Raw genomic sequence first — 21,928 nt, 5'->3', positions numbered from 1 at the left:
CCGCCGTAGTGACTCGCTACACCTTGCGACTGTTGACCACCCAGCAGTTTCAGCGGGCCGCTGCCCTGGTGTGTGCCATGGAACGGCTGCGTCTCACCGACGAGCGGGCGAAGGGTATGGCCCCGTTCTCAATCGGTTTGTGGGTGGGTAACGAAGTCACTCCGGGCACTCGCTCGGATGCCCGATTCGCACTGGAGCGCCTTCAGAAAGCCGCACGCCCGCGAGAGGCGAACCAGTTCCAAGTGGAGAGCTGCCCGTGGTGCCTGGGTTCGCTGGTTCCAGAGTCCAAGAGCCACCGCCCACAGGACTACGGCATGAAGCTTGCCGGACACGACGTCGTTTTCTATTGCCTTGATGCGTCCTGCCCGTTCAATGAGGAGCTCCCGCTGGCCGTTGTGGACCAGGTGTTGTACGAGGAGCCGCCCACGATCCTGCTGGCTACGGTCGACAAGTTTGCGCGGCTGCAATTCCGCCCCGAGGCCGGCAGGCTACTCGGGATCGGGACTATGTTTGAGCAGCCATCCATGATCATCCAGGATGAGCTGCATCTCCTCTCCGGTCCGCTCGGCACCACCGCCGCTCTCTTCGACGCCGTCGTCCAACTTCTGTTGAGCCGCTCCGGTACCAGCCCCAAGATCGTTGCGTCAACGGCAACGATCCGCGCCTCTGAAGAACAAGTGGCGGGGCTCTATGGGCGTGAGGTCGCACTTTACCCGCCGTCGGGACTTGACGGTGACCGCACCTTCTTCTCCCGACCCGTGGAGAGCGGCGAGGGTCGGCTGTATGTCGGCATCATGCCTCAATCCGTCTCGCAGCCCTCCGCCGTCATCTCTGCAGCAACACCGTTGTTGGAGCTGCCGCAGGTGCTCCTCAATACGTCACGGGACGCCTACTGGACGTTGGTCATGTACCACAACAGCCTTCGTGAGCTGGGTCGTAGCGGGACACTGGTCGTCGACGACGTTAACGGCCGGCTGGAGACGCGCGCCGACCGGCTTGGTCTGCCGATGCGCCCCGTGAGAGCCGGCCAAGTCTTGGAGTTGACCAGCCGCCGTGGCGCGGAAGAGCTGCCGAACGACCTACGCGCGCTGCGCACCCGAGTCGACAAGGGCGAGGACGCCGTCGACGTCGTGCTCTCGTCGAACATGCTCTCCGTCGGCATCGACATCCCGCGGCTCGCCCTGATGCTCATGGTGGGACAGCCGAAAACCACGGCCGAATACATTCAGGCAACGAGCCGAGTCGGGCGATCCGAGACCAAGGGTGTGATTGTAGCGCTCTTCCGGTCGAGTAGGGCCCGCGACCGGTCGCACTTCGAGACATTCCGTGGCTACCACGAAGCCCTCTACCGCAGTGTTGAGCCCACAAGTGTCACTCCATGGTCGCTGTCCTCCCGGGATCGCTCACTTGCGGGTGCCCTCGTCGCCCTAATGAGACAGTCGTTTTCGCCGCTGGCGGCCTACGACGCGGCGGGATGTTTCGACCTGGACGACGACCGGCTTCGCGAGGCCGTCGACAGGGTCGTCGAGAAGTTCCTTGGCTATGTGACCCGCGCAGACCCCGTAGAGGCTGAGGAGACCCGCGAAGCCATTCGGCACCTGCTGGGCGAGTGGGACCATCGGGCGGCGCTGGCACGTGAAGCGGGGGAACCGTTGTACTACGAGAGAAGGCCGGGAAAGGACCAGAGGGCACTGTTGAAGAAATTCGGCCAGCCTGGGGAAGGCTGGCTCGTCGCGGATTCCATGCGATCCGTTGAGCCCAACGTGGCTGTCGAGGTCCAGGAGCCGTTGGAGGAGGTGCACCGTGGATAAGATCAAGCATGACCTGCGCCTCTCGAGACGATTTCGCCCTTCGGTGTCGGCGCAATCACCGATGTGCTGGGCGAATCCCTCATGGCCGCGGATACGTCCTGGTGGGATAAGAAGTACGCCCATGCGCTTAGCTGTGACCGGCTGATGGATCGATTGGGCGCTGGTTCGCTGCGTCAGCCGCCGACACACGCGAATCGAGCCGCAGTGAAACCCCTGCCCTGCTGTACTGGCGCTTCCCTCAGTGGCGATTCTGTGAGCGCTGCGACAAGCTCTCGATGCTTACCGGCACGAAGCGGGGCAAGTTCACCAACAGGTGCGACTGCGCAGGGTTGTTGGTGCCGATGCGGTTCGTTGCCATCTGCGAGGGAGGCAGCCACATCCAGGACATCCACTGGTTCCAGTGGGCGCATCGTGGGCGAGAGGCGGCGCTGAGTGATACGATCCGCTTCTGCCGCGACTACAAGGGGCTCCGGTTCCGGAAGAAGTCCAATCGTGGGGAGGGCCTTGTATCCCTGGTGGTCACGTGCCACGGCTGCGGGCACTCGCGCCCCCTCAACGAGCTTGTAGAAAAGCGGGCGCTAAGGCGTGACGGGATGAAGTGCGCGAGTCGGCAGCCATGGCAGTCAGAGGATTCGGTCAAGAAGTCCTGTCCACACCCCTTGATCGCGGTGCAGCGTGGGGCCACTGGGAACTACATCGCCGAGAAGATCTCAGCACTCGATATCCCAGAGGAGCGTCCACAATCCGTGGAGCGGCCGACAAGATCCGTGATCACGTACACTTTCAAACGGTCGTGGCCGATAACGGCGGCCCCCTGGCCGAGATGGCCGCTGAGCACATTGCGAACGAACTCGGTGTAACATTGGAGGTGGTCCTCGCCGTTGCTGCCAGCTCTATGCCTTCCGTAGGGGAAATGCTACTCGATCTCAAGGACGGTGAGTGGGCGGCGTTCGTGAAGAAGCTTGATGGTGGTCGGGATCGTACGGTGGGCGATTTTGTCGTCGATGGACGCATCGTGGCGGATGTCCCAGGCCCGCAGAGTCTGCATGACAAGATCAGCGGAATCGGACAGGTGCGTCGCGTCCGCGAGGTCCGTGCCCTACGCGGCTTCCGGCGGCATCATGCCGAAGCCGTCATGATCGATGCCGATCTTGGTCCTGACCGGCGGCGTTGGCCTACCTACCCGGCGATCGAATTGTTCGGCGAGGGAGTATTCCTGAGATTCGACGAGGAGCATCTTGCCGCATGGGAAGGGCAACCGCAGGTACGAGCGCGGGCCGGAATTCTCAGGCAGCGGAGATCCGACTCTTCCTGGGCCGACCGCCTCGACGTGCCGGAGCCGAGGTTCGTGGCTCTTCATACAATTGCCCACCTGCTCATCCGTCGACTGGCGTTCGCAAGCGGCTACGCGTCGGCCGCACTACAGGAGCGGATCTATGCGAACTCGGACCGCGCGGACAAGACAGCCGGGATTCTGATCTACACCGCAGCGGGCGACGCACAGGGGACCCTGGGCGGCCTCGTCAGACTCGGGGCTCCTGACAAGATGATCCCCCTCCTGGTTGCAGCCCTGGACGACGCGGACTTCTGCTCCAACGACCCCGTGTGTATCGAGAGTGACCGACAAGGCTCCTCACAGCTGAACCTCTCGGCTTGTCACGGATGCTGCCTGGTGAGCGAGACCTCCTGCGAGACGGGAAACCGACTGTTGGATCGGCAGCTGGTCCTTGGCGGAAGCGACGTACCGGGCCTGGGTTTGCTGGATGAGGTGTTGATGGAGGTCCGACAGGCCGGTTAAAACCGTAAGCGGTCGTTCCCTGCCACTGTCACCTGGACCGCCGCGGTCTTCGGGTCTCCACGGCATCACGGACGATGGGGACGCATTTCTCCGGCGCCTCGTGCTCCCAGAATCGCAGCACGAGCCAGCCTGCCTCTCTCAACCTGGCATCTGTCTCCCGGTCTCGTTCGACAGTACGCTCGACCTTCTTGTGCCACTCCGCTGCATTCGTCTTCGGTGCGGTGTAGTGCAGCGGACAGCGGTGCCAGTAACAACCGTCGACGAAGACCGCGACCCGCGAGGGGCCGAACACAAGGTCCGCAGTACGCCGAAGCCCACGCACTGGGGCCTTGGACACCCTGTAGCCGCGAATCCCTGACGCCCACAACAGAGAGCGAAGGGCCCGCTCCGGGGAGGTGTCCCGACCACGGTTGGCACGCATGCTGCGCAGGTTCCCCAGGGATGAGGCTCGCGAACCTACGGGCGGGGTCCAGTGCTCGGGGCTGCGTCGGGATGTGCTCATTGTCTCTGGAGTCTAGCGACGCCGATTTCCCTGCTGGGATTGGGCCAGGCCCGCGCGAAGGCGACGGGTCGCGGTCAGGTGGCCGAAGGGGGCGTGGGGTGGCGGCAGCACGACGACCCAAACGATCGGCACCACCAGCTGCTCTCCGACCGCCCGCGCGGACGACCAGCATGGTCCTGTTAAGGACAGTGTTCCAGACTTGGAGTACTTCCTGGGCGCAGCCCTGACCGGCATCCTTCCGGGTCTTCGATGTCTCCATCAAAGCCGGGGCGGTTGATGTGGCGGGTGGGGCGGGGGCCAGGGGTGGGGGCGGGGTGGGTTGGTGGTGTAGGCGGCTCTGGTGAGGGCGGGTTGGGCCACCGCCTTGTGGGTCCACATCGTGGTGAGCAGGGCGCGTTCGCGGGTGGCGAAGTCCGGGGCCGGGCGGCCGCGGGCGGCCTGGGCGCGGAGGAGGGCCAGGGACGTCGCCGAGCGCTCGTACGCGGCGACCGCGCGGCGGGCGTCGTCGCCGTGGGCGTGGGCCGCGAGGGTGCGGGCTATCTTGCGGGCGCGCAGGGACGAGAGGGCCACCGGTTCGGCGGGGACCAGCCAGCCGGCGTGGGCGTAGGCGGGGAGGTGGGTCCGTACGGTGCGGAGCTTGCCGCCGCGGGACCAGACCGCCAGCCAGACCAGCAGCCCGAACACCGGGACCATCACGAAGGTGTACGCGCCCAGGAAGGCGTAGCCGTTCATCACCGCCGAGCCGTTCCACAGCCCGTGCATCACGATCGCCATGAGCAGCCCGGCCACCGGGAGGAGCACGCGGCGTATTCGCTGGTGGGGGTAGGTCAGCGCGGCCAGGGCGATGCCTATGCCGGCCATCGCCGTGAACAGCGGGTGCGCGAAGGGGGAGAAGACGACGCGGGCCACGAACGTGACGGTCACCGTGGCCAGCGGTCCGGAGTCGCCGAACGCCTGCTCCTCGTCGTACGCCCGGCCCAGGTACAGGATGTTCTCGGTGAACGCGAAGCCCGTGGCGGTGATCCCCGCCAGCACCAGGCCGTCGACCAGGCCGGAGAAGTAGTGTCTGCGGAAGAGGAACAGCAGCAGGATCGCGGCCGCCTTCGCCGACTCCTCCACCACCGGCGCCACGACCGCCATCCCCCACAGGTCCGCCTCGCGCGACGACGAGGTCGGCAGGCCGGTGGCGATCCAGCGGGCGGCGAAGGTGTTCGCCAGCATGGCGACGAGCGTGGAGACGAAGGCGCCCCAGGAGAAGGCGAAGATCCGGTAGCGCCAGGGGCCGGGCGCCACCCGGTCCAGCCACAGGAAGCCGGCGATCAGCAGCGGCACCGGCAGCAGCGCCAGCCCGCCGCCGACGAGCATCCCGTGCGTCCCCGTCTCCCACCACACCAGCGCCAGGATCGCCACGCCCGCCAGCGTCAGCACCGTCGCCACCGCGCCCAGGCGCAGCCCTCTCCGGCGCCAGAAGCGCGGGCGGGCGGGGGGCGGCGCTGCGGGCTCGACGGGCTCGGCGGGCCGCGTGCGCGCGTCGTCGTACACCGGGCGCGGACCGAACCCCTCGGGCTCCCGCGGCCGGGACATCAGCTGCCCGCCGTCTTCCTCCACGCCTCGACCTTAACCACTCCCGCCGACATCGCGGACGCGGCGGAAGAGCAGATCGTTCACGACGTGGCCTTTTCCGAGGCCCTGGCCTTCGAAGCGGGTACGCGGGCGGAAGTCGGGCCGGGGCGCGTAGCCGCCGCCGGGGTGGGCGTTCTCGTAGTACGGCGACGCCTCCAGCGCCTCCAGCATCCACTCCGCGTACGGCTCCCAGTCCGTCGCGCAGTGCAGCACCGCGCCCGGCGCCAGCCGCGACGCGGCCAGCGCCAGGAACTCCGGCTGGATGAGCCGGCGCTTGTGGTGCCGCTTCTTCGGCCACGGGTCCGGGAAGTAGACCCGCATCCCCGCGAGCGCGGCCGGGGGGAGCATCTCGCGGAGCAGGATGACGGCGTCGCCGTTTCCGATGCGTACGTTCGTCAGCCCCCGCTGTTCGATGAGCCGCAGCAGGTTGCCGTGGCCGGGGGTGTGGACGTCGACGGCGAGGATGCCGGTGGCGGGGTCGGCCGCGGCCATCTCGGCGGTCGCCTCGCCCATGCCGAAGCCGATCTCCACCACGACCGGGCGGTCGCCGAAGAGCTCGTCGAGGTCGAGGACGCGCTTGCCGTCGATGTCGAAGCCCCACTTCGGCCAGAGCCGTTCCAGGGCCGCGCCCTGCGCGAGGGTCACGCGGCTGCGGCGCGGGACGAAGGAGCGGATGCGCCGCTCGTGGTGCGGCCCGGCGGGCGCGGGGGCGGGGCCGTCGGGGAACCTGGGCTGGGGACGATCGTGCTGATCGGAATGGTCGGACACAGTGTCCTTATTTTACTGAGGACGCGTCCCGCGCCGTCACAGGAGGTCCAGCGCTCTGCGGGCGATCTCCCTGCCGATCGGCAGGGACGCGGTCGCCGCCGGGGACGGCGCGTTCAGCACGTGGACCGTCCGCGGTCCGGTGGCGATGCGGAAGTCGTCGGCCAGTGAGCCGTCCGGCAGCACCGCCTGCGCCCGCACCCCCGCCGCGGCCGGGCGCAGGTCCTGCTCGTCGACCGCGGGCAGCAGCCGCCGTACGGCCTCGGTGAACGCCCGGCGGGAGAACGAGCGGTGCAGCTCACCGGCGCCGTAGCGCCAGTGGCGGCGGGCTATGCGCCAGCTGCCGGGGTACGCGACCGTGGCCGCGGCGTCGCGGGGGCTGAGGCTCGTACGGGAGTAGCCCTCGCGGGCGAGGGCGGGGACGGCGTTGGGGCCGAGGTGGACGGCGCCGTCGATGCCGCGGGTGAGGTGGACGCCGAGGAAGGGGAACGCGGGGTCGGGGACGGGGTAGACGAGGCCGCGGACGAGGTCGGCGGCGTGCGGGGCGAGTTCGTAGTACTCGCCGCGGAAGGGGACGATGCGCAGGCCGGGGCGGTCGCCGGCGAGGCGGGCGACGCGGTCGGAGTGCAGGCCGGCGCAGTTGACGAGGGCGCGGGCGCGGACGACGTCCCCGGCGGCGGTGCGGACGGCGATGCCGGGGCCGGGGGCGGCGGGTGCCGCCGGTGCGGGGCGGGCGGCCGCGGGGGCGGGGCGGGTCGTGCGCGCCGGGGGCGTGCGGGGCGTGCGGGGCGCGCGGGGCGCACGGTTCGTACGAGCTGTACGAGCGGTACGAGCCGTACGGCCCGGGCCGCGCGCGATCGCCCGCACCTCCGTCCCGTACCGCACCTCCGCGCCCGCCTCCCGCGCCAGCTCCGCCAGCGTCCGCGCCACGGCCCGGAAGTCGCACACGCCCGTCGTCGCCACGTGCAGCGCCGCGAGCCCGCGCACGTGCGGCTCGTACCCGGTGATCTGCGCCGGTCCCAGCTCGCGCACCGGAATGCCGTTCTCGCGCCCGCGCTGCGCGAGCGCGTGCAGGCGCGGCAGCTCGTCCCGCTCCGTGGCCACGACGATCTTGCCGGTGACGGCGTGCGGCAGCCCGTGCGCCGCGCAGAACTCGACCATCTCGGCGGCGCCCTGCACCGCGAACCGCGCCTTGAGCGAGCCCGGCCGGTAGTACAGCCCGCTGTGGATCACGCCGCTGTTGCGCCCGGTCTGGTGGTGCGCCGGGCCGGGTTCCTTCTCCATGACGAGGACGCGGGTGCCGGGGGCGGCACGGGTGAGGGCGTACGCCGTGGAGAGGCCGACGATGCCGGCTCCGATCACGAGGACGTCGCAGTCGTCGGCCATGGCACCTCCGGCAGGGAAGCCCCCATCATCCCCCGCGCGGCCCGGAGACCGCCAAATCAGGGCACCGCCAGACCCCGGAGACCGCCAGACGAGGGCACCGCCCACCGGGGCCCGCCCGGCGCTACAGCGGCAGCCGCGGCGGCACCCCGCCCGCCACCGCCCGCTGCCGCGGCGCCGCGTCGCCCGTCCATACCGACCCGCGCCGCAGCATCAGCCGCTGGAGCCACAGCTCCGCCGACACCAGCTCCGCCAGCCCGGCCAGCGGCAGCGCCGCGCCGTCCGCCGCCGCCCGCAGCGCCTTGCGCACCACCCGGCCCTCCACCAGCCCCGCGTCCGCCAGCAGCGGCCGGTGGAAGAGGTCGGCCAGCTCCGGTGCCGCGCGCCGCAGGCCGATCCGCTCCGCCGACGCCGCGGCGGCCGCGGCGGCCGTGGTCGCGCCCCAGCCCGGCGGCAGCCCGCGGATGCCGGCGCCGTCCAGCACGGCGCCCAGCACCGCGGCGCGCGCCCCCGGCTGGACGCGCAGCGCCTCGGGGAGTGCGCGGCAGGCCCGTACGACCTGGTTGTCGAGGAACGGGGCGTGCAGCCGCTGGAAGCGGACCTCCGCGGCCTGCTCGAAGACCCGGTAGTCGGCGCCGGACTGCGCCAGCGCGGCGGCGGCGCGGCGCTCGCCGGGGCGGCCGGTGCCGTCGCCGTTGGCGGTGCCCGCGGAGCCGCGCAGCCGCACCGCCACCTCGGCGAGCGCCTCGCCGGTCAGCCAGCGCGCCGCGGGCCCGGGCCGGCACCAGCTCAGCGCGGCCAGGGAGGCGTCCAGCGCGCCCCGCCCGCCCCGGTGCGCCCCGTCTGCGCCGAGGCCGCCCGCGGGGTCGTCGAGGAGCGCCTCGGCGCCCTCGGCGATGCCCGCGGGGTAGGGCGTACGGGCCAGCCGCCGGGCCGCGCGGTAGACGGTCAGCGGCGTCCGTACCGACCCCTCCGCGCGCGCCAGCGCCGTCACGGGCCGGAACAGCGAGCGCCGCCGCCGGTCCAGCAGCAGGTCCGCGAGCCGGGCCGGGTGGGCGTCGAGGACCTCGCGGGCGCCGACGCCCACCAGGTGATCGGCGCCGCCGGCGGTCAGCCGGCGGCGGTGCCGGGCGGCGGCGACGAGCGAGGGGCCGGGCTCGTCGGTCAGCGGCATGCTCTCCAGGTCCGCGTACGGCAGCGCCGACTCGCCGGCGGCGACCACCACGTGGTGCAGCCGCGGGTTGGCGGCGATGGTGCGGGCCCGCTCCAGCTCGGCCTCGTCGGCGCGCGCCGTCAGGTCGTTGAACGTCACCGCGAGCAGCCGCTCGCCCTGTCCGGGGCCCAGCCCCGGCGGCGTGCCGGGCGCTCCGGGCAGCCCGGCGGCCAGCAGCGCGAGGGTGCCGGAGGCGATGCCGCCGGAGAGGTCGGCGCCGATGCCGGGCGCCGGGCCGCGGGCGGCGCGCCGGTCGGCGGGGCCCATGCCGGGTACGGGGCCGGGGTCGAGGCCGCCGAAGCCGGGTTCGGGCGCGTGCCGCGGGGCGGCCAGGCGGGCGCGTACGGACTCCACCAGCGCGTCGCGTACGCCCTCCACCGCCGGTTCGGTGTCCAGGGACGGCGCGGCGACGGCGAGGGAGGCGCGCGGTTCGTAGCCGGTGATCTCCTTCGCGCCCTCGCGGAGGGTGAGCGCGTGGCCGGGCGGCACCCGGTGCACGCCGGCGTACGGCGTGCCGTCGCCGAGGGCCTCCGGCACGTCGGGGCAGGCGAGTTGGGCGGCGAGGTGGGGAACGTCCAGCTCGGCTTCGACGAGGTCGGCGAGGGGGAGCGCGGCGGTGGCGTACGCGGTGCCGCCGTCCCAGGCGGTGTGGAAGACGGGGCGGGCGCCGGCGAGGTCGCCGAGGACGGTGGTGCGGCGGCCGACCTGGGCGACCGCGGTGTACCCGCCGGACCAGGCGGTCAGGTGCCGTACGGCGCCGCCGCGGGCGGCGAGCAGGCCCACCCGCAACTGCTCGTCGCCGGCGCCGCAGACGCCGAAGACCGCGAGCCGGATCAGCGGGGCGACGCCGACGACCCGGATCTCGTCCGGCCGCCAGTCGCCGACCGCCCACAGCGGGTCGGGGCCGCCCCAGACGAGCTGGGCGCCGACGGGGTGGAGGTCGTAGTCGTCGGCCGTCTGGGCGCCGTCGAGGAACGACGGCGCGGCGGCGGAACTGCTCCACCCCACCAACCACCGCATGCGCGCCTCCTCGTGGGCAACAGGGGACGTACCGGCATATGCCAAGCCGAGCCGGGCGAGCCGGGCGAGCCGGGCGGAGCCGGGCGATCGGCGTCAACTCCGCCACGCACAGGGCGTACTGCCGCTTCGTCAGGACCATGCTGCCACGAGAGGGGCGCGTGTGAGTGGATGCGGGAGCGCAGGAGTCCGCGCGGGCACGGCCGCGGACGGGCCGCACGGGCCGGGCCGATGGGGCGCCGGCCGGCGTCCGGAACCCGGCCCGGGCGCCCGGACTCCGGGGCAACCGCCCCGTACGCCCGGATCTACGCCCGTAGCAAGGGGCGTCATTCAGCCATTCTCGACGGGCCCGATCCCGGCCGATTTCGGGCCCTCGGGGGCCCTTGTGCGGTCCGGGAAGCGTCCCGCGCTCCCCGGACCGTAGGCCGCCGCCCGCGGGGATGAATGACGGCGGAGTTCCCCAGGCCCGCCGGTTTCCCACGCGCGGCGAGCCGACCCACGGACAACCAGCCAAGCGTGCGGGGCCCTTCGCGGGCAGAGCGCACGTACGGCGCACCGCCACACGACCCCGGAGCACGCGCGCTGTAATCCCGCCATCCGGAAACATTCCCCTTAACGGTCGGGATCCAGCGAACTACGCTGGGTGCATATGCGACCCGGCCGGATCCCCACCTGCCGGACGGGAGCCGTCGGTGGTCGAGGGGTGTGCATGTCCAGGACGCCACGCGGGCCGAACGAGAAGCTGGGCCACATGCTCGCGCTCGCCGGGATCAGCAACGCCGGACTCGCCCGCCGGGTCAACGACCTAGGCGCGCAGCGAGGGATGACCCTCCGGTACGACAAGACGTCCGTCGCCCGCTGGGTGACGAAGGGGATGGTGCCGCAGGGCGCCGCGCCCCACCTGATCGCGACCGCCATCGCGGGCAAGCTCGGCCGCCCCGTGCCGCTGCACGAGATAGGTCTCGCCGACACCGACCCGGCGCCCGAGGTCGGCCTCGCCTTCCCGCGCGACGTGGGCGAGGCGGTGCGCTCGGCCACCGAGCTGTACCGGCTCGACCTCGCCGGGCGGCGGGCCGGCAGCGGCGGCATCTGGCAGAGCCTCGCCGGGTCCTTCGCCGTCAGCGCGTACGCCACGCCCGCCTCCCGGTGGCTGATCACGCCGGCCGACGGCTCGGTCGCCCGTGGGCTCGACGGCGTCGGCGCGGCCGGCGGGCTCGACGGCCTCGACGCCGCCGACCCGCAGCACGCGCTCGCCGCCGCGGCCGACGACGCCTCCGGGCCCCGCCGGGTGGGGCACAGCGACGTCGCCAAGCTGCGCGACGCGGCGGAGGAGGCGCGGCGCTGGGACTCCAAGTACGGGGGCGGCGACTGGCGGGCGTCGATGGTGCCGGAGTGCCTGCGCGTGGACGCGACGCCGCTGCTGCTCGGCGCGTACACCGACGAGGTGGGGCGCTCGCTCTTCGGCGCCACCGCCGAACTGACGCGGCTCGCCGGCTGGATGGCCTTCGACACCGGCCAGCAGGAGGCCGCCCAGCGGTACTACATCCAGGCGCTGCGGCTCGCGCGGGCCGCGGCGGACGTGCCGCTCGGGGGGTACGTGCTGGCGTCGATGTCGTTGCAGGCCACGTACCGCGGCTTCGCCGACGAGGGCGTGGACCTCGCCCAGGCCGCGATCGAGCGCAACAGGGGGCTCGCGACGGCGCGCACGATGAGTTTCTTCCACCTCGTCGAGGCGCGGTCGCACGCCCGCGCGCAGGACGAGGCGTCGTGCGGGACGGCGCTGGCGGCGGCGGAGAGCTGGCTGGAGCGGGCGCGCGCGGGCGACCCGGACCCGGCCTGGCTCGGCTTCTACGCGTACGACCGGCTCGCCGCCGACGCCGCCGAGTGCTACCGCGACCTGCGGGTGCCGCGGCAGGTGCGGCGGTTCACGGAGCAGGCGCTCGCGCGGCCGACGGAGGAGTTCGTACGGTCGCACGGGCTGCGGCTGATCGTGGCGGCGGTCGCGGAGCTGGAGTCGGGGAACCTGGACGCGGCGTGCGCCCAGGGGACGCGGGCGGTGGAGGTCGCGGGGCGGATCTCGTCGGCGCGGACGACGGAGTACGTGAAGGACCTGCTGGCGCGGCTGGAGCCGTACGGGGACGAGCCGATGGTGGCGGAGCTGCGGGAGCGGGCGCGGCCGCTGCTGGTCGCGCCCGCGTGACGCGCTCCGGGGACGGGTCGGGGGCGGTACGGGACCGGGACGGTGCGGGACCGGGACGGTGCGGGTCCGGGGCGGGACGGGTCCGGGGCGGGGTCAGCGGGTGGTGAAGGCGCCTCCGTTGACGTGCACGGTCTGGCCGGTGAGGTGCCGGGCGCCCGGGGACGCGAGGAAGTACGCCGTCTCGGCGATGTCCTCGACCGCGCCCGGCCGCTTGTTGTGCGTCTCCTCCACGAGCGCGTCGTGGCGCGCGTCGGTCATCCCGCCGCGGAAGAAGCCGGTGCCGGCGACGTAGCCCGCGGAGATGACGTTGCTGGTGATGCCGTGCGGGCCGAGTTCACCGGACAGCGCGGCGCTCCAGGCGGCCAGGGCCGCCTTCGCCGCGCCGTACGAGCCGCCGCGGCGCTCGGCGCCGATCGACCCGATGCTGATGACGGATCCGCCCGGGGCGAGCCTGTCCCGTACCGAGGCGGTGGTCAGGACCGCGCCGAGCAGGTTCTGGGCGAGGCTGTCGTGCCACTGGGCCAGCACGGCCTCCAGGGGCGGTACGCCGTCGGGCGCCGGCGCGGGCAGGCCGCCGGCGGCGTTGACCAGGACGTCGAGTGCGGTGACCTCGGCGGCGAGTGCGGCGACCTGGCCGGGGTCGGTCGCGTCGCAGGCCACGCCCCGCACGCCCAGCTCCGCGGCGGCCTCGCCGACGGTGCCGGGACGGCGTCCGGTGATGAGGACGTCGGCCCGGTCGGCGGCGAAGCGGGCGGCGATGGCGCGGCCTATGCCGCTGGTTCCTCCGGTGACGAGCACGGTGCGGGGCAAGGGTCCTCCTCCTGCTACGTTTAGGTCTAAACGTACTCCATCGCAGGGGGACCGCGCCATGACCGACGACACCGCCGCGGCCAGGGACACCGCGGCCGGGGACGCCCCGCCCTCGTATCCGGCCGCGGAGATCGCCGCGGCCTGGCGGCGCGAACGCCCCGGCACCCCCACCGAGTCCATCGAGATCGTCACGCCCATCTGGCGGCTGGCGAAGCTGTTCGCCGACGACCGCGCCCGGGTGCTGCGCGAGGCGGGGATCGACGCGGCCACCCTCGACCTGCTGGCCGTCATCCGCCGCTCCGGGCCGCCGTACCGGCTCAGCACCCGGGAGATCACCGCGCGCACCCTGGTGACCGCCGGAGCGATCTCCCAGCGCGTCGCCCGGGCCGAACGCGAGGGCCTCGTCCGCCGCGCCCGCGGGGACACCGGCCGCCGGACGGTGGAGGTGGCGCTGACCGCCGACGGGCACGCGCTCATCGAGCGGTCCGTCGACGCCGTCCTCGGCCGCGAGGCCGCCCTCGTCGGCGACCTGCCGGCGGGCGAACGCGACGTGCTCATCGCGCTGCTGGAGAAGCTGACGACCGGCGTACGGCTGCGTATCCGTGACGAGCGGCCCCGCGACTAGCGGCAGTTGATGACCGAGTCCGCCCAGTCCGTCAGCATCGCGGTGTACATGGGGTGCTCCGGCTCGGCCACGAGCCGGATCGTCTCGGTGCCGTCCGGCAGGCCCACGTCGACCACGGCCGCCTCCTCGCCCGCGCGGACCCAGTCCGAGCGCCACAGCCGGGTGCCGTCGCCGTAGACGCTGAACCTGGCCGCGCCCAGCCGGCGCATCGTGTCGTCGATCCCGGCCGCCGCCCGGTAGTGCGTGCAGGATCGGTTCAGCTCGATCAGCAGCGACGACTTCGCGTGCACCGTCACGCCGTGGCCGTACGTCCGGCCGCCGATGGACAGCCCGTCGCGCTGCCACCACCAGCCGCTGCGGTTTATCACGATCTCCGGGTCCGTGCCGTCGCCGAAGGCGTCCGCGTCGAGGCCGGCCACGCGGTACGGCTCGGGGGCGGGCGGCGGAGGCGGCGGGGTGGGCGTCGGGGTCGGGGTCGGTGTCGGGGTGGGGGAGGGCTCCTCGGGCGTCGGGCTGGGCGTGGGTGCCGGGGTCGGGGTGGGCGTGGGTTCCGGCGGCTCCGGGGCCGGCGGCGGGGGAGCCGGCTCGGGCTCCTCGGGGGGCGGCGACGACTCCGGCGGCGGCGCCGGGGCCGCGGTGGCGGGCGGCTTGGCGACCGGCTCCTTCTCACCGCCGCCGCCGGACAGCGCCAGCGCCAGGGCGGCGGCCGCCGCCGCTACGACGATGCCCGCCGCCGCCGCGATCTTGACCGGCGCCCCGACGCCCTCGCCCGCCGCACCGGCCGCGCCGCCCGCCGCGCCGGACCCTGTGCCGATTCCCGCGCCGCCCGCCGCCGCCGCGGCCCCCGCGCCGGCGGCACCCGCCGCGCCCGCACCCGCGCCCACGCCCGCGAACCCCGCGGCCTTCGCCGCCGCCGCCGAGGCGAACCAGCCGACGACCGCGACCGGGAGCAGCGTGCTGAGCTGCGAGTTGACGTCCGCGACCTCCACGGCCGCCATCCGGCACCGCACGCAGTCGTCGAGGTGCTTGCGCAGCCCTCGCTCGGCGCGCATCCGCAGCCCGCCGCGCGCGTACGCGCCGAGCCGGTCCGCGTAGCGGGCGCAGTCGCCGCCGGCGGTGAGCGCGGTGGACACGTGCGCCTGGAGGTACGCCTGCTTGAGCCCCTCGCGGGCGCGGTGGGCGAGCACGGCGGTGGCGTTGGCGGTGAGCCCGAGCAGCGGCGCGACCTCGCTGGGCGACTCGTCCTCCACCGTCGTGTGCCACAGCACCGTCTGCCAGCGCTCGGGCAGACTGCGGAACGCCTGCACCGCCATCGACTGCTCGGCCTCGTGCATGGCCCGTACGTCGGCGCCGAGGTCGAGGGTGTCGTCGTCGGAGGCGGGCCGGGCCGCCTGGGTGGCGAAGACGGCGAAGTCGTCGACGAGCTGCTCGCGCTTGGCGGTCTTCGTCCAGGCGGCGGCGACCCGCCGCACGGTGGTCAGCAGGTACGCCCGTACGGCCGTCTCCGGCCCGGCGCCGCCGCGGACCGCCTGCAGCGTGCGGGCGAAGACCTCGGCGGTGAGGTCGTCGGCGGTGTGCGAGTCGCGGCAGCAGGTGCGGGCGTACCGGCGGACCGCCGGGGCGTGCCGCTCGTACAGCTCCTCGTACGCGCTGTCGTCGCCGGTACGCATCCGGGAGACGAGCTCGGTGTCGGAGGGCAGCGCGCCGGTGACGCCCTCGTCCCGCCGTTCGCGCTGCCTCGGGATGGCGCCCACGGCCTCGTCGGCACCGCCGGCACCGCCGGCACCGTCGGCGTCGCCGCCGGGAGGCCCCGCCGGGGGCGGCGAGTCGCCGGAGGTCCCGTCGTCCATGGCGCGCCCGCGATCGTCTTGATCGTCAACTGCCATGCCGCAAGCTCCCGTTAGACACTCGTCCGCCCCGTTGTCCGGGTGAGCGTGCCACAGCGGGACCGGCCCGCCGTCTGCGTTGAACGGCCAACCACCCGTTGGAGGGTTTTCGCGGACGGCCCGTACTAACGTTCACGCATTCGGGGTAAGGGTCCCTTTCGCTTGACGGGGCGGCGGGCGCACCGGCCCGTCCCGGCCCCCGGGCGGCGAGGCACCCTGACGAGCGACCCCGTCAACACACACCACCGCCGCCGGGGCCACCCGTCAAGGGGAACCGCACCGGAGCCCGCCGGGACGCCCGTGAGGACACCCCCGGGCACGCCCCGGCACGCCACAGCACCCCCGGGCGCGGCGCCCCGCGCAGCGAGAGCCCCGCCCGGCGGCCGGTGCTCACCCCTCCGCGTGCGGCCGCAGCCCGTCCAGCAGGATGTCCAGCAGCCGCGCCGACGCGACCGCCTGCTGCGCCGGGTCCGGCAGGGACGGCGCCGCGGTGGCTATCACCAGCAGCACGTCCGACACCGACACGTCCGCGCGCAGCGACCCCGCGTCCCGGGCGCGCGCGACCAGCTGCCCGACCACGTCGAGCAGGGCCGCCGCGTCCGTACCGCCGACGCTCGCGGCGTCCGCGCCCAGGCCGTCCGGTGCGCCCGCGGCCACCCCCGCCGAGCCCGGCCCGCCGAGTGCGGTCGCCTGCGGACCGCCCTGCGTCGGCGCGCCGACCTGCGCCGCCGTGCCGTCCGGCGAGGGCCGCTGCTGCGGCACCCGCGGCTCCTCCTCGCCCGCCTCCGGCGGGTGCGCCGTCACGCCGAGCACCTGCGGCGGCAGCAGCCGCCCGGCGCCCGAGTCGACGGAGGCGCGGAGGAACCGGGCCAGCGCGGCCCACGGCTCGTCCTCCTGCTGGAGCGCCGCCCGAGCCTGCTCGGTCAGCCGCGCGGTCTCCGCCTCGGCGATGCGCTTGACCAGCACCTCTTTGCTCGGGAAGCGGCGGTACACGGTGCCGACGCCGACCCTGGCGCGGCGGGCGACGTCCTCCATCGGGGCGCCGTAACCCAGCTCGCCGAAGACCTCGCGCGCGGCCCGCAGAACGTGCTCCAGATTGCGCTGCGCGTCGACTCGCAGCGCCGACCGGCCGTTGGGCGGCAGTTCGCCCGAAGTGCCCGATCCGGTCATGTTTGCTGACAGACGACTGCTCTGAACCTGCATCTCTGTATCCCCCGGTTATGACAGTCTCCCCCCGGAGACTCCCCACCCTGCTTACCGGAGCGCGTCTGGTCGGGCCACTCCGGCTCGTACGAACATAGTTCAGCAGAAGTCAAGAGAGAAGGGGCTGTGGATAAGGATCCGCCGCGGGTCGGACCCCCCCGGCGCCGGAAATCCTTCCCGCGCCTGTGGACAAAAGTCCGTACGCGGTGCGTCATGGGTGTTCCGGGCGTTCCGAGCGCTCCGAGGCCGCCGACCCCAGCGCAGGAGGTTGCCATGACGGATCCGGCGCGCGTGCTGATCGCCGCCCGGGTGACGTCCGTCGACCACCCCATCCGCACCGCCTACGCCGAGGAGGCGGTCGGCCTGCGCAACCACATCCCCCAACAGCGCGACACCGCCCCCGCGGCCCGCGGCCCCGCCCTCCGCGAGGCCGTACCCACGCCCGTCTTCACGGGGGGCGGCCACGCCGGCGCGCAAGCCCCCGCCGGGCGCGGAGACATGGCGCGCCGCACCACCCGTTCCCGCACCGGCGTACGCCCCGCGGACCTGCGCCGGATCCCCGCCGAGGGCGCCGGGCGGCGCGGCGGCCCGGCTCCCGGCCACCGGCACCGCCACGCCGGCTCCGCCGCCTCCCCCGGCCGCCACCGCGGCATCGCCTCTGTGTACGGCCGTCGCCCGAAGGGCTACCCTGCCTGGCTCGTGCATCGTCCGTACCGCCCCGGCGAGCTGCTCTCCGCGGACCGCAAGGCCCGCGGGCCCGCCGGGCGGACGCTCGCCGGACCGTTCCAGCGGGAGACCGTCGCCCTCGGGCCGGTCGGGCGCCCCCGGGCGGCGCGCGAACTCGCCACCCGGCCGGGTCACGGCCCTGACGGCGACTGAGCCGGGGCATGTGACCATGGACGGGCACGAAACGGCACGGAGCGAAACGAACGACGAACGAGTGGACCTGGGACTGGCACGCTTGAACTTCACGCGCTGGAGCCCCCGGCTCCCCGGATCCCCGCGCCGCACCGCCGCCGCGCGGGGGTTTCGCGGTGCCGTCCCCACCGCCCGGCGGCAGGGCCGCCGCGCCGCGGCCGAACCGCCCCCGGGCGTCGACCCGGACGCCGACCCCGCCGGCCCGGCGGGCCGCGGCGGTGGCGGCGGGGACGCCCCGGGCCCGGAACCCGATACGGCACCCGCCGCGAACCCCGGCGCCGACCGCGGCGTCGACCCCGGCGTGGAACTGCCCGTGAGCGCCACCCTCGGCCGGCTGCCCGCCCCCGTCGCCGTCGTCCACGGCCCGGACCACCGCATCGCCTACGTCAACGACGCGTACGCCGCCGTCTTCGGCGCCCGCTCCCCGGGCGCCCCCGCCCGCGACGCCCTCCCCGAACTGGCCGAGCTGGGCCTGCTGCCGCTGATGGACCAGGTGCTGCGCAGCGGCACCCCGCGCACCGTCAAGGCCCGCCGCGCGCCCGACACCCGCTCGTACACGTTCACCTGCAGCCCCATCGACGTCGGCGAGAGCGGCGGCGTCCTCGTCTCCGCCGCCGACGTCACCGACCAGGTGGAGGCCGCGGAGCGGCTGCGCGCCGGCGAGCGGCTCCAGCGCGAGGCGGCGGTCGCGCTCCAGCGCAGCCTGCTGCCGGAGAAGCTGGAGCACCCGGACGACCTCCGGGTCGCCGCCAAGTACCAGCCCGGCGGCACCGACGCCGCCGTCGGCGGCGACTGGTACGACGTCATCACCCTCGGCGCCGGCCGCACCGCGATGGTCATCGGCGACGTCATGGGTCGCGGCGTCCGCGCCGCCGCCGTCATGGGCCAGCTGCGCACCGCCGTACGGGCGTACGCGCGCCTGGACCTCCCGCCGCACGAGGTGCTGCAACTCCTCGACGGCCTCGCCGCCGAGATCGACCCGAACCAGATCGCCACCTGCGCGTACGCCGTCCACGACCCGCACGAGGGCCGCCTGGTGCACGCCTCCGCCGGGCACGTGCCGATCCTCGTCCGCGACGCGGAGGGCACCGTCCGCCGCGTCGACGAGCCCAACGGCCCGCCGCTCGGCGCCGGCGGCTGGTCGCACACCTCCGCCGAACTGCCCTTCCCGCCCGGCTCGACCGCCGTCCTCTACACCGACGGCCTCATCGAACGCCGCGGCCAGGACATCTACGAGGGCGTCTCCGCGCTCGCGACCGCCTTCGCCGGCGCCACCGGCGCCCCCGGCGTCGTCTGCGACCGGCTCATCCGCTCCCTCGGCGTCACCGCGGAGCACGACGACGACGTCGCCGTGCTGGTGCTGGAGCACCCGCTGCGCGACGACGGCGAGGCCGAACTGTTCCGCGGCGCGGCCCTGGATCTCCTCGGCGGCGTCGAGGCGGCCCCGCGCGCCCGCGCGTTCGCGGACGGCGTCCTGGCGAGCTGGCGCTTCCCGGCGGAGCTGCGCGAGCTGGGCGTGCTGGCGGCCAGCGAGCTGGTCGCCAACTCCCTCCAGCACGGCTCCCCGCCGATGCGGCTGCGGCTGCGGCGTACGGACCGGAGGCTGATCGTCGAGGTCACCGACGGCGACGACCGCCTGCCCCGGCGCCGCCAGGCGGCGCCGGGCGACGAGAACGGCCGGGGCATCTCGATCGTGGCCACGATCGCCTCCAGCTGGGGCTCACGCCGCACGCTGGGCGGCGGCAAGGCGGTGTGGTGCGAGTTCGCCCTGCCGGGCGGGGCGAACCGCTGACCCGTCCCGCCGCGGCCCGCCGGGACCCGCCGCGCGCGGGCGCGCGTCAGGCGGCGGGCACGGGAGCGGAGTCCGCGGCGGCCGCGGTGGCCGCCGCCGGCTTGTGCGCCGCCACCGGCACGCTGCCCGCGAGCCGCGGGCAGTCCTGCACCGGCGTCAGCCGCCGCCCCAGCCGCAGCCCCATCGCCGTGATGCCGAGCGAGCACACGACGAGCATCGCGATGTACGCCCCGTACGCCCCGGCCCCGGCGAGCAGCCCGCCGACGGCTGGCCCGATGGCCAGCGCGAGCTGCTTGACCAGCGCGAACACCGAGTTGTACTGACCGATGTGCGCACTGGGCGCCAGGTCGGCCACCAGCGGCGCCACGGTCGGCGACAGCATCGCCTCGCCGAGCCCGAAGAGCGCGTACGTGGAGATGATCGCCGCCGTCGCCATCGCCTGCCCGCCGGCGACCCACCCGGACGCCCCGGCCACCAGCCACGCGAACGTCCAGATGAGCCCGACCGCGGCGATGACCCGGCTGCGCCGCCGCCGCTCCACCAGCCGCAGCACGGCGAACTGCGCCACGACGATCACCGCGGTGTTCGCCGCCAGCGCCACCCCGAGCGTCGCCGGGGATATCCCCGAGACCTCGATCGCGAACGCCGACAGACCCGACTCGAACTGCCCGTAGCAGGCGAAGAACATCACGAAGCCCAGCACGCACAGCCACACCATCGCCCGGTCCGCGAGCAGCACCCGCCACCGCCCCCGGGCCCCTTCGCCCCCGGGCACGTCGCCCGCCGCCGTCCGCGCCCCCCGCGGCATCCGCGCCGTGGCGACCACCGCGCCGAGCACCAGGAACATGGCCGCCTCGATGGCGAAGAGCCGCACGAACGACCCGGCGTGCTCCTCGTCCACGAGCAGCCCGCCCAGCAGACCGCCGACACCGAGCCCGAGGTTGTTCAGGAAGAACTGCGTCGCGAACGCCCGCGACCGCGTCGCCGGCGTCGAGCACCACACGATCATCGTCGCCAGCGCCGGCTGGATGACGGCTATCCCCGCCCCCATGACCAGCGTCGACGCGAGCACCATCGGAGCCGTCGCGGCCAGCCCCAGCGACAGCGCCCCGGCGGCCGCGGCGACCGCCCCCGCCAACGCCACCGGCAGCGGCCCGCGCCGGTCGATGACCCGCCCGGTGAACGGCAGCACCAGCAGCGCCGCCATGGCGAACCCGGCGAGCGCGACACCCGCCGTCGCCGACCCCAGGTCCCGCACCTGGGACACGTACAGGAACGTGTACGGCACCGTGAAGCCGTTGCCGAAGGCACTCAGAGCGTTGCCCACCTGGATACGGCGCAGAGCCACGGTGCCCGTCTCGCGCGTCACTACTCACCACCCATACACACGTGCGACCCGGCGGCTCGTCGAGCTACCGGATCGAAGACTTAGAAGCTAAAGTTCAGACCTAAAGAGTACACGACTGAGAAGTTCGACGCGAACGAGAGAGGTGGGATACTGCGCGCCATGTCCGACAGCGACGCCCCGGCCGCCGGCCCCGACCGGACGCCCACGCAGGAACTCAGCCCGCTCGACGAGCAGATCGCCCTCTACCAGCGGGAGTTCCACGACCTCGACCCCCAGGTCGAGCAGATCGTCTCGGCCCTCAGCCGCCTCAACCGCCGCATGACCGTCGCCTACGGCCGCCACCTCTCCGACATCGGCATCAACGGCACCGAGTGGGAGGTCCTCAAGTCCCTCGTCCTCGCCGGCGCCCCCTACCAGCTCGGCCCCGGCGACCTCGCCAAGCGCCTCGGCCTCACCCCGGCCGCCATGACCCACCGCATCGACCGCATGGTCACCGAGGGCCTGGTCACCCGCGAACGCGACGAGGCCAACCGCGTCCGCGTCATCGTCGGCATCACCGAGCTGGGCCGCGAGAAGTGGTTCGCGGGCATGCGCATGGGCACGGACTGGGAGGCCGACCTGCTCCAGGACCTCACCCCCGCCGAACGCACCCTCCTCGGCGAGCTCCTGACCCGCCTCCTCCGCCGCGTGGAGGACGCCCAGCCCGACGCGAGCGGACGCCTGTCCGACCTGGAGTGACCCGTGATCGCGCTTGACACGGGGCAAGCGGATCCGTAACGTTCTTCGGGTTGCCACGGGGCCGTTCGGTTCCGCAGCGCGACGGTGGCCGTCCCGGAGGGGCGGCTCCTGCCATCTACCTGACGTGTGATCGACTCCCTTTCGCCGGGGCAGAAGCGGTGTGCCCGTTTCTTTTCGGCGGGCGGCCGGATTTTGCGCCGCGGGAACAATCCGCTACGGTTAAGGCATACCGAAGGGAAACGCCCGGAGAGGCCCGTGAGGGTTTTGAAGGAAGTGTCCGTTCTTTGAGAACTCAA

At 73.7% G+C, this 21,928-nt stretch carries 16 protein-coding genes; 7 read left to right on the top strand and 9 right to left on the bottom strand.

Annotated features, from left to right (window positions below; all coding sequences use genetic code 11):
• Positions 1 to 32 precede the first annotated feature (32 nt).
• Together ACHZ99_RS10815 and drmB are read left to right on the top strand one after the other, a co-directional pair.
• Positions 33 to 1,811: a helicase-related protein gene (locus tag ACHZ99_RS10815; protein WP_420304247.1), complete on the top strand. Its 1,779-nt coding sequence runs from the start codon at positions 33 to 35 to the stop codon at positions 1,809 to 1,811.
• Positions 1,812 to 2,604: 793 nt separating this feature from the next.
• Positions 2,605 to 3,609, top strand: coding sequence for a DrmB family protein (drmB, locus tag ACHZ99_RS10810; RefSeq protein ID WP_420304246.1), 1,005 nt, complete (start codon positions 2,605 to 2,607; stop codon positions 3,607 to 3,609).
• Positions 3,610 to 3,637: 28 nt separating this feature from the next.
• Here drmB and ACHZ99_RS10805 read toward each other — a convergent pair whose 3' ends face one another.
• The 5 genes from ACHZ99_RS10805 to ACHZ99_RS10785 form a co-directional block, all read right to left on the bottom strand.
• Positions 3,638 to 4,030: a very short patch repair endonuclease gene (locus ACHZ99_RS10805; protein ID WP_420304245.1), complete on the bottom strand. Its 393-nt coding sequence runs from the start codon at positions 4,028 to 4,030 to the stop codon at positions 3,638 to 3,640.
• Between the two features lie 339 nt (positions 4,031 to 4,369).
• Positions 4,370 to 5,719, bottom strand: coding sequence for a PrsW family intramembrane metalloprotease (locus ACHZ99_RS10800; protein WP_420304244.1), 1,350 nt, complete (start codon positions 5,717 to 5,719; stop codon positions 4,370 to 4,372).
• 9 nt (positions 5,720 to 5,728) lie between these two features.
• Complete coding sequence (trmB, locus tag ACHZ99_RS10795) at positions 5,729 to 6,502, bottom strand: tRNA (guanosine(46)-N7)-methyltransferase TrmB (protein WP_420304243.1); 774 nt, start codon at positions 6,500 to 6,502, stop codon at positions 5,729 to 5,731.
• A 36-nt stretch (positions 6,503 to 6,538) separates the two neighbouring features.
• A complete protein-coding gene (lhgO, locus tag ACHZ99_RS10790; RefSeq protein ID WP_420304242.1) occupies positions 6,539 to 7,885 on the bottom strand; it encodes an L-2-hydroxyglutarate oxidase in 1,347 nt (448 codons plus the stop codon).
• 121 nt (positions 7,886 to 8,006) lie between these two features.
• A complete protein-coding gene (locus ACHZ99_RS10785) occupies positions 8,007 to 10,115 on the bottom strand; it encodes an asparagine synthase-related protein (protein WP_420304241.1) in 2,109 nt (702 codons plus the stop codon).
• Positions 10,116 to 10,821: 706 nt separating this feature from the next.
• Between ACHZ99_RS10785 and ACHZ99_RS10780 the strand changes: the two genes are divergently transcribed.
• Entirely contained in the window at positions 10,822 to 12,312 is a 1,491-nt protein-coding gene (locus ACHZ99_RS10780) for an MFS transporter (RefSeq protein WP_420304240.1), read from the top strand.
• Positions 12,313 to 12,405: 93 nt separating this feature from the next.
• Here ACHZ99_RS10780 and ACHZ99_RS10775 read toward each other — a convergent pair whose 3' ends face one another.
• Positions 12,406 to 13,122 carry an SDR family NAD(P)-dependent oxidoreductase gene (locus tag ACHZ99_RS10775; RefSeq protein ID WP_420304239.1) on the bottom strand — a complete coding sequence of 239 codons (717 nt, stop codon included), beginning with the start codon at positions 13,120 to 13,122 and terminating at the stop codon, positions 12,406 to 12,408.
• A gap of 58 nt (positions 13,123 to 13,180) precedes the next feature.
• On the opposite strand from ACHZ99_RS10775, the gene ACHZ99_RS10770 reads away from it, so the two are divergent.
• On the top strand, positions 13,181 to 13,747 hold the full coding sequence (locus ACHZ99_RS10770) for a MarR family winged helix-turn-helix transcriptional regulator (RefSeq protein WP_420304238.1): 567 nt from the start codon (positions 13,181 to 13,183) through the stop codon (positions 13,745 to 13,747).
• On the opposite strand, the gene ACHZ99_RS10765 is transcribed toward ACHZ99_RS10770, so the two are convergent.
• Both ACHZ99_RS10765 and ACHZ99_RS10760 read right to left on the bottom strand, forming a co-directional pair.
• The gene (locus ACHZ99_RS10765) at positions 13,744 to 15,633 is read right to left on the bottom strand and encodes a sigma-70 family RNA polymerase sigma factor (RefSeq protein ID WP_420304237.1); all 1,890 of its coding nucleotides are present in this window, start codon (positions 15,631 to 15,633) and stop codon (positions 13,744 to 13,746) included. The two genes, ACHZ99_RS10770 and ACHZ99_RS10765, sit on opposite strands and share 4 nt — an antisense overlap.
• Before the next feature lie 390 nt (positions 15,634 to 16,023).
• Complete coding sequence (locus ACHZ99_RS10760; protein WP_420304236.1) at positions 16,024 to 16,803, bottom strand: TetR/AcrR family transcriptional regulator; 780 nt, start codon at positions 16,801 to 16,803, stop codon at positions 16,024 to 16,026.
• 306 nt (positions 16,804 to 17,109) lie between these two features.
• Between ACHZ99_RS10760 and ACHZ99_RS10755 the strand changes: the two genes are divergently transcribed.
• Entirely contained in the window at positions 17,110 to 17,715 is a 606-nt protein-coding gene (locus ACHZ99_RS10755) for a hypothetical protein (RefSeq protein WP_420304235.1), read from the top strand.
• Between the two features lie 82 nt (positions 17,716 to 17,797).
• Positions 17,798 to 19,546, top strand: coding sequence for an ATP-binding SpoIIE family protein phosphatase (locus tag ACHZ99_RS10750; RefSeq protein WP_420304234.1), 1,749 nt, complete (start codon positions 17,798 to 17,800; stop codon positions 19,544 to 19,546).
• Positions 19,547 to 19,592: 46 nt separating this feature from the next.
• Here the strand turns inward: ACHZ99_RS10750 and ACHZ99_RS10745 are convergent, their stop codons facing one another.
• On the bottom strand, positions 19,593 to 20,915 hold the full coding sequence (locus ACHZ99_RS10745; RefSeq protein WP_420304233.1) for an MFS transporter: 1,323 nt from the start codon (positions 20,913 to 20,915) through the stop codon (positions 19,593 to 19,595).
• A 138-nt stretch (positions 20,916 to 21,053) separates the two neighbouring features.
• On the opposite strand from ACHZ99_RS10745, the gene ACHZ99_RS10740 reads away from it, so the two are divergent.
• A complete protein-coding gene (locus tag ACHZ99_RS10740) occupies positions 21,054 to 21,632 on the top strand; it encodes a MarR family winged helix-turn-helix transcriptional regulator (RefSeq protein ID WP_420304232.1) in 579 nt (192 codons plus the stop codon).
• Positions 21,633 to 21,928: the final 296 nt, after the last annotated feature.

It is taken from the genome of Streptomyces sp. MAR4 CNX-425, from assembly GCF_048656465.1.
GTDB lineage: Bacteria > Actinomycetota > Actinomycetes > Streptomycetales > Streptomycetaceae > Streptomyces.
This window is presented reverse-complemented; position numbering and strand designations above follow the sequence as displayed.

Excerpts from the sequence above, each read along its gene's own strand:
- ACHZ99_RS10805 (WP_420304245.1), bottom strand. The coding sequence starts at position 4,030 with ATGCGTGCCAACCGTGGTCGGGACACCTCCCCGGAGCGGGCCCTTCGC.
- lhgO (WP_420304242.1), bottom strand. The coding sequence starts at position 7,885 with ATGGCCGACGACTGCGACGTCCTCGTGATCGGAGCCGGCATCGTCGGC.
- ACHZ99_RS10785 (WP_420304241.1), bottom strand. The coding sequence starts at position 10,115 with ATGCGGTGGTTGGTGGGGTGGAGCAGTTCCGCCGCCGCGCCGTCGTTC.
- ACHZ99_RS10780 (WP_420304240.1), top strand. The coding sequence starts at position 10,822 with ATGTCCAGGACGCCACGCGGGCCGAACGAGAAGCTGGGCCACATGCTC.
- ACHZ99_RS10770 (WP_420304238.1), top strand. The coding sequence starts at position 13,181 with ATGACCGACGACACCGCCGCGGCCAGGGACACCGCGGCCGGGGACGCC.
- ACHZ99_RS10765 (WP_420304237.1), bottom strand. The coding sequence starts at position 15,633 with ATGGCAGTTGACGATCAAGACGATCGCGGGCGCGCCATGGACGACGGG.
- ACHZ99_RS10760 (WP_420304236.1), bottom strand. The coding sequence starts at position 16,803 with ATGACCGGATCGGGCACTTCGGGCGAACTGCCGCCCAACGGCCGGTCG.
- ACHZ99_RS10755 (WP_420304235.1), top strand. The coding sequence starts at position 17,110 with ATGACGGATCCGGCGCGCGTGCTGATCGCCGCCCGGGTGACGTCCGTC.
- ACHZ99_RS10740 (WP_420304232.1), top strand. The coding sequence starts at position 21,054 with ATGTCCGACAGCGACGCCCCGGCCGCCGGCCCCGACCGGACGCCCACG.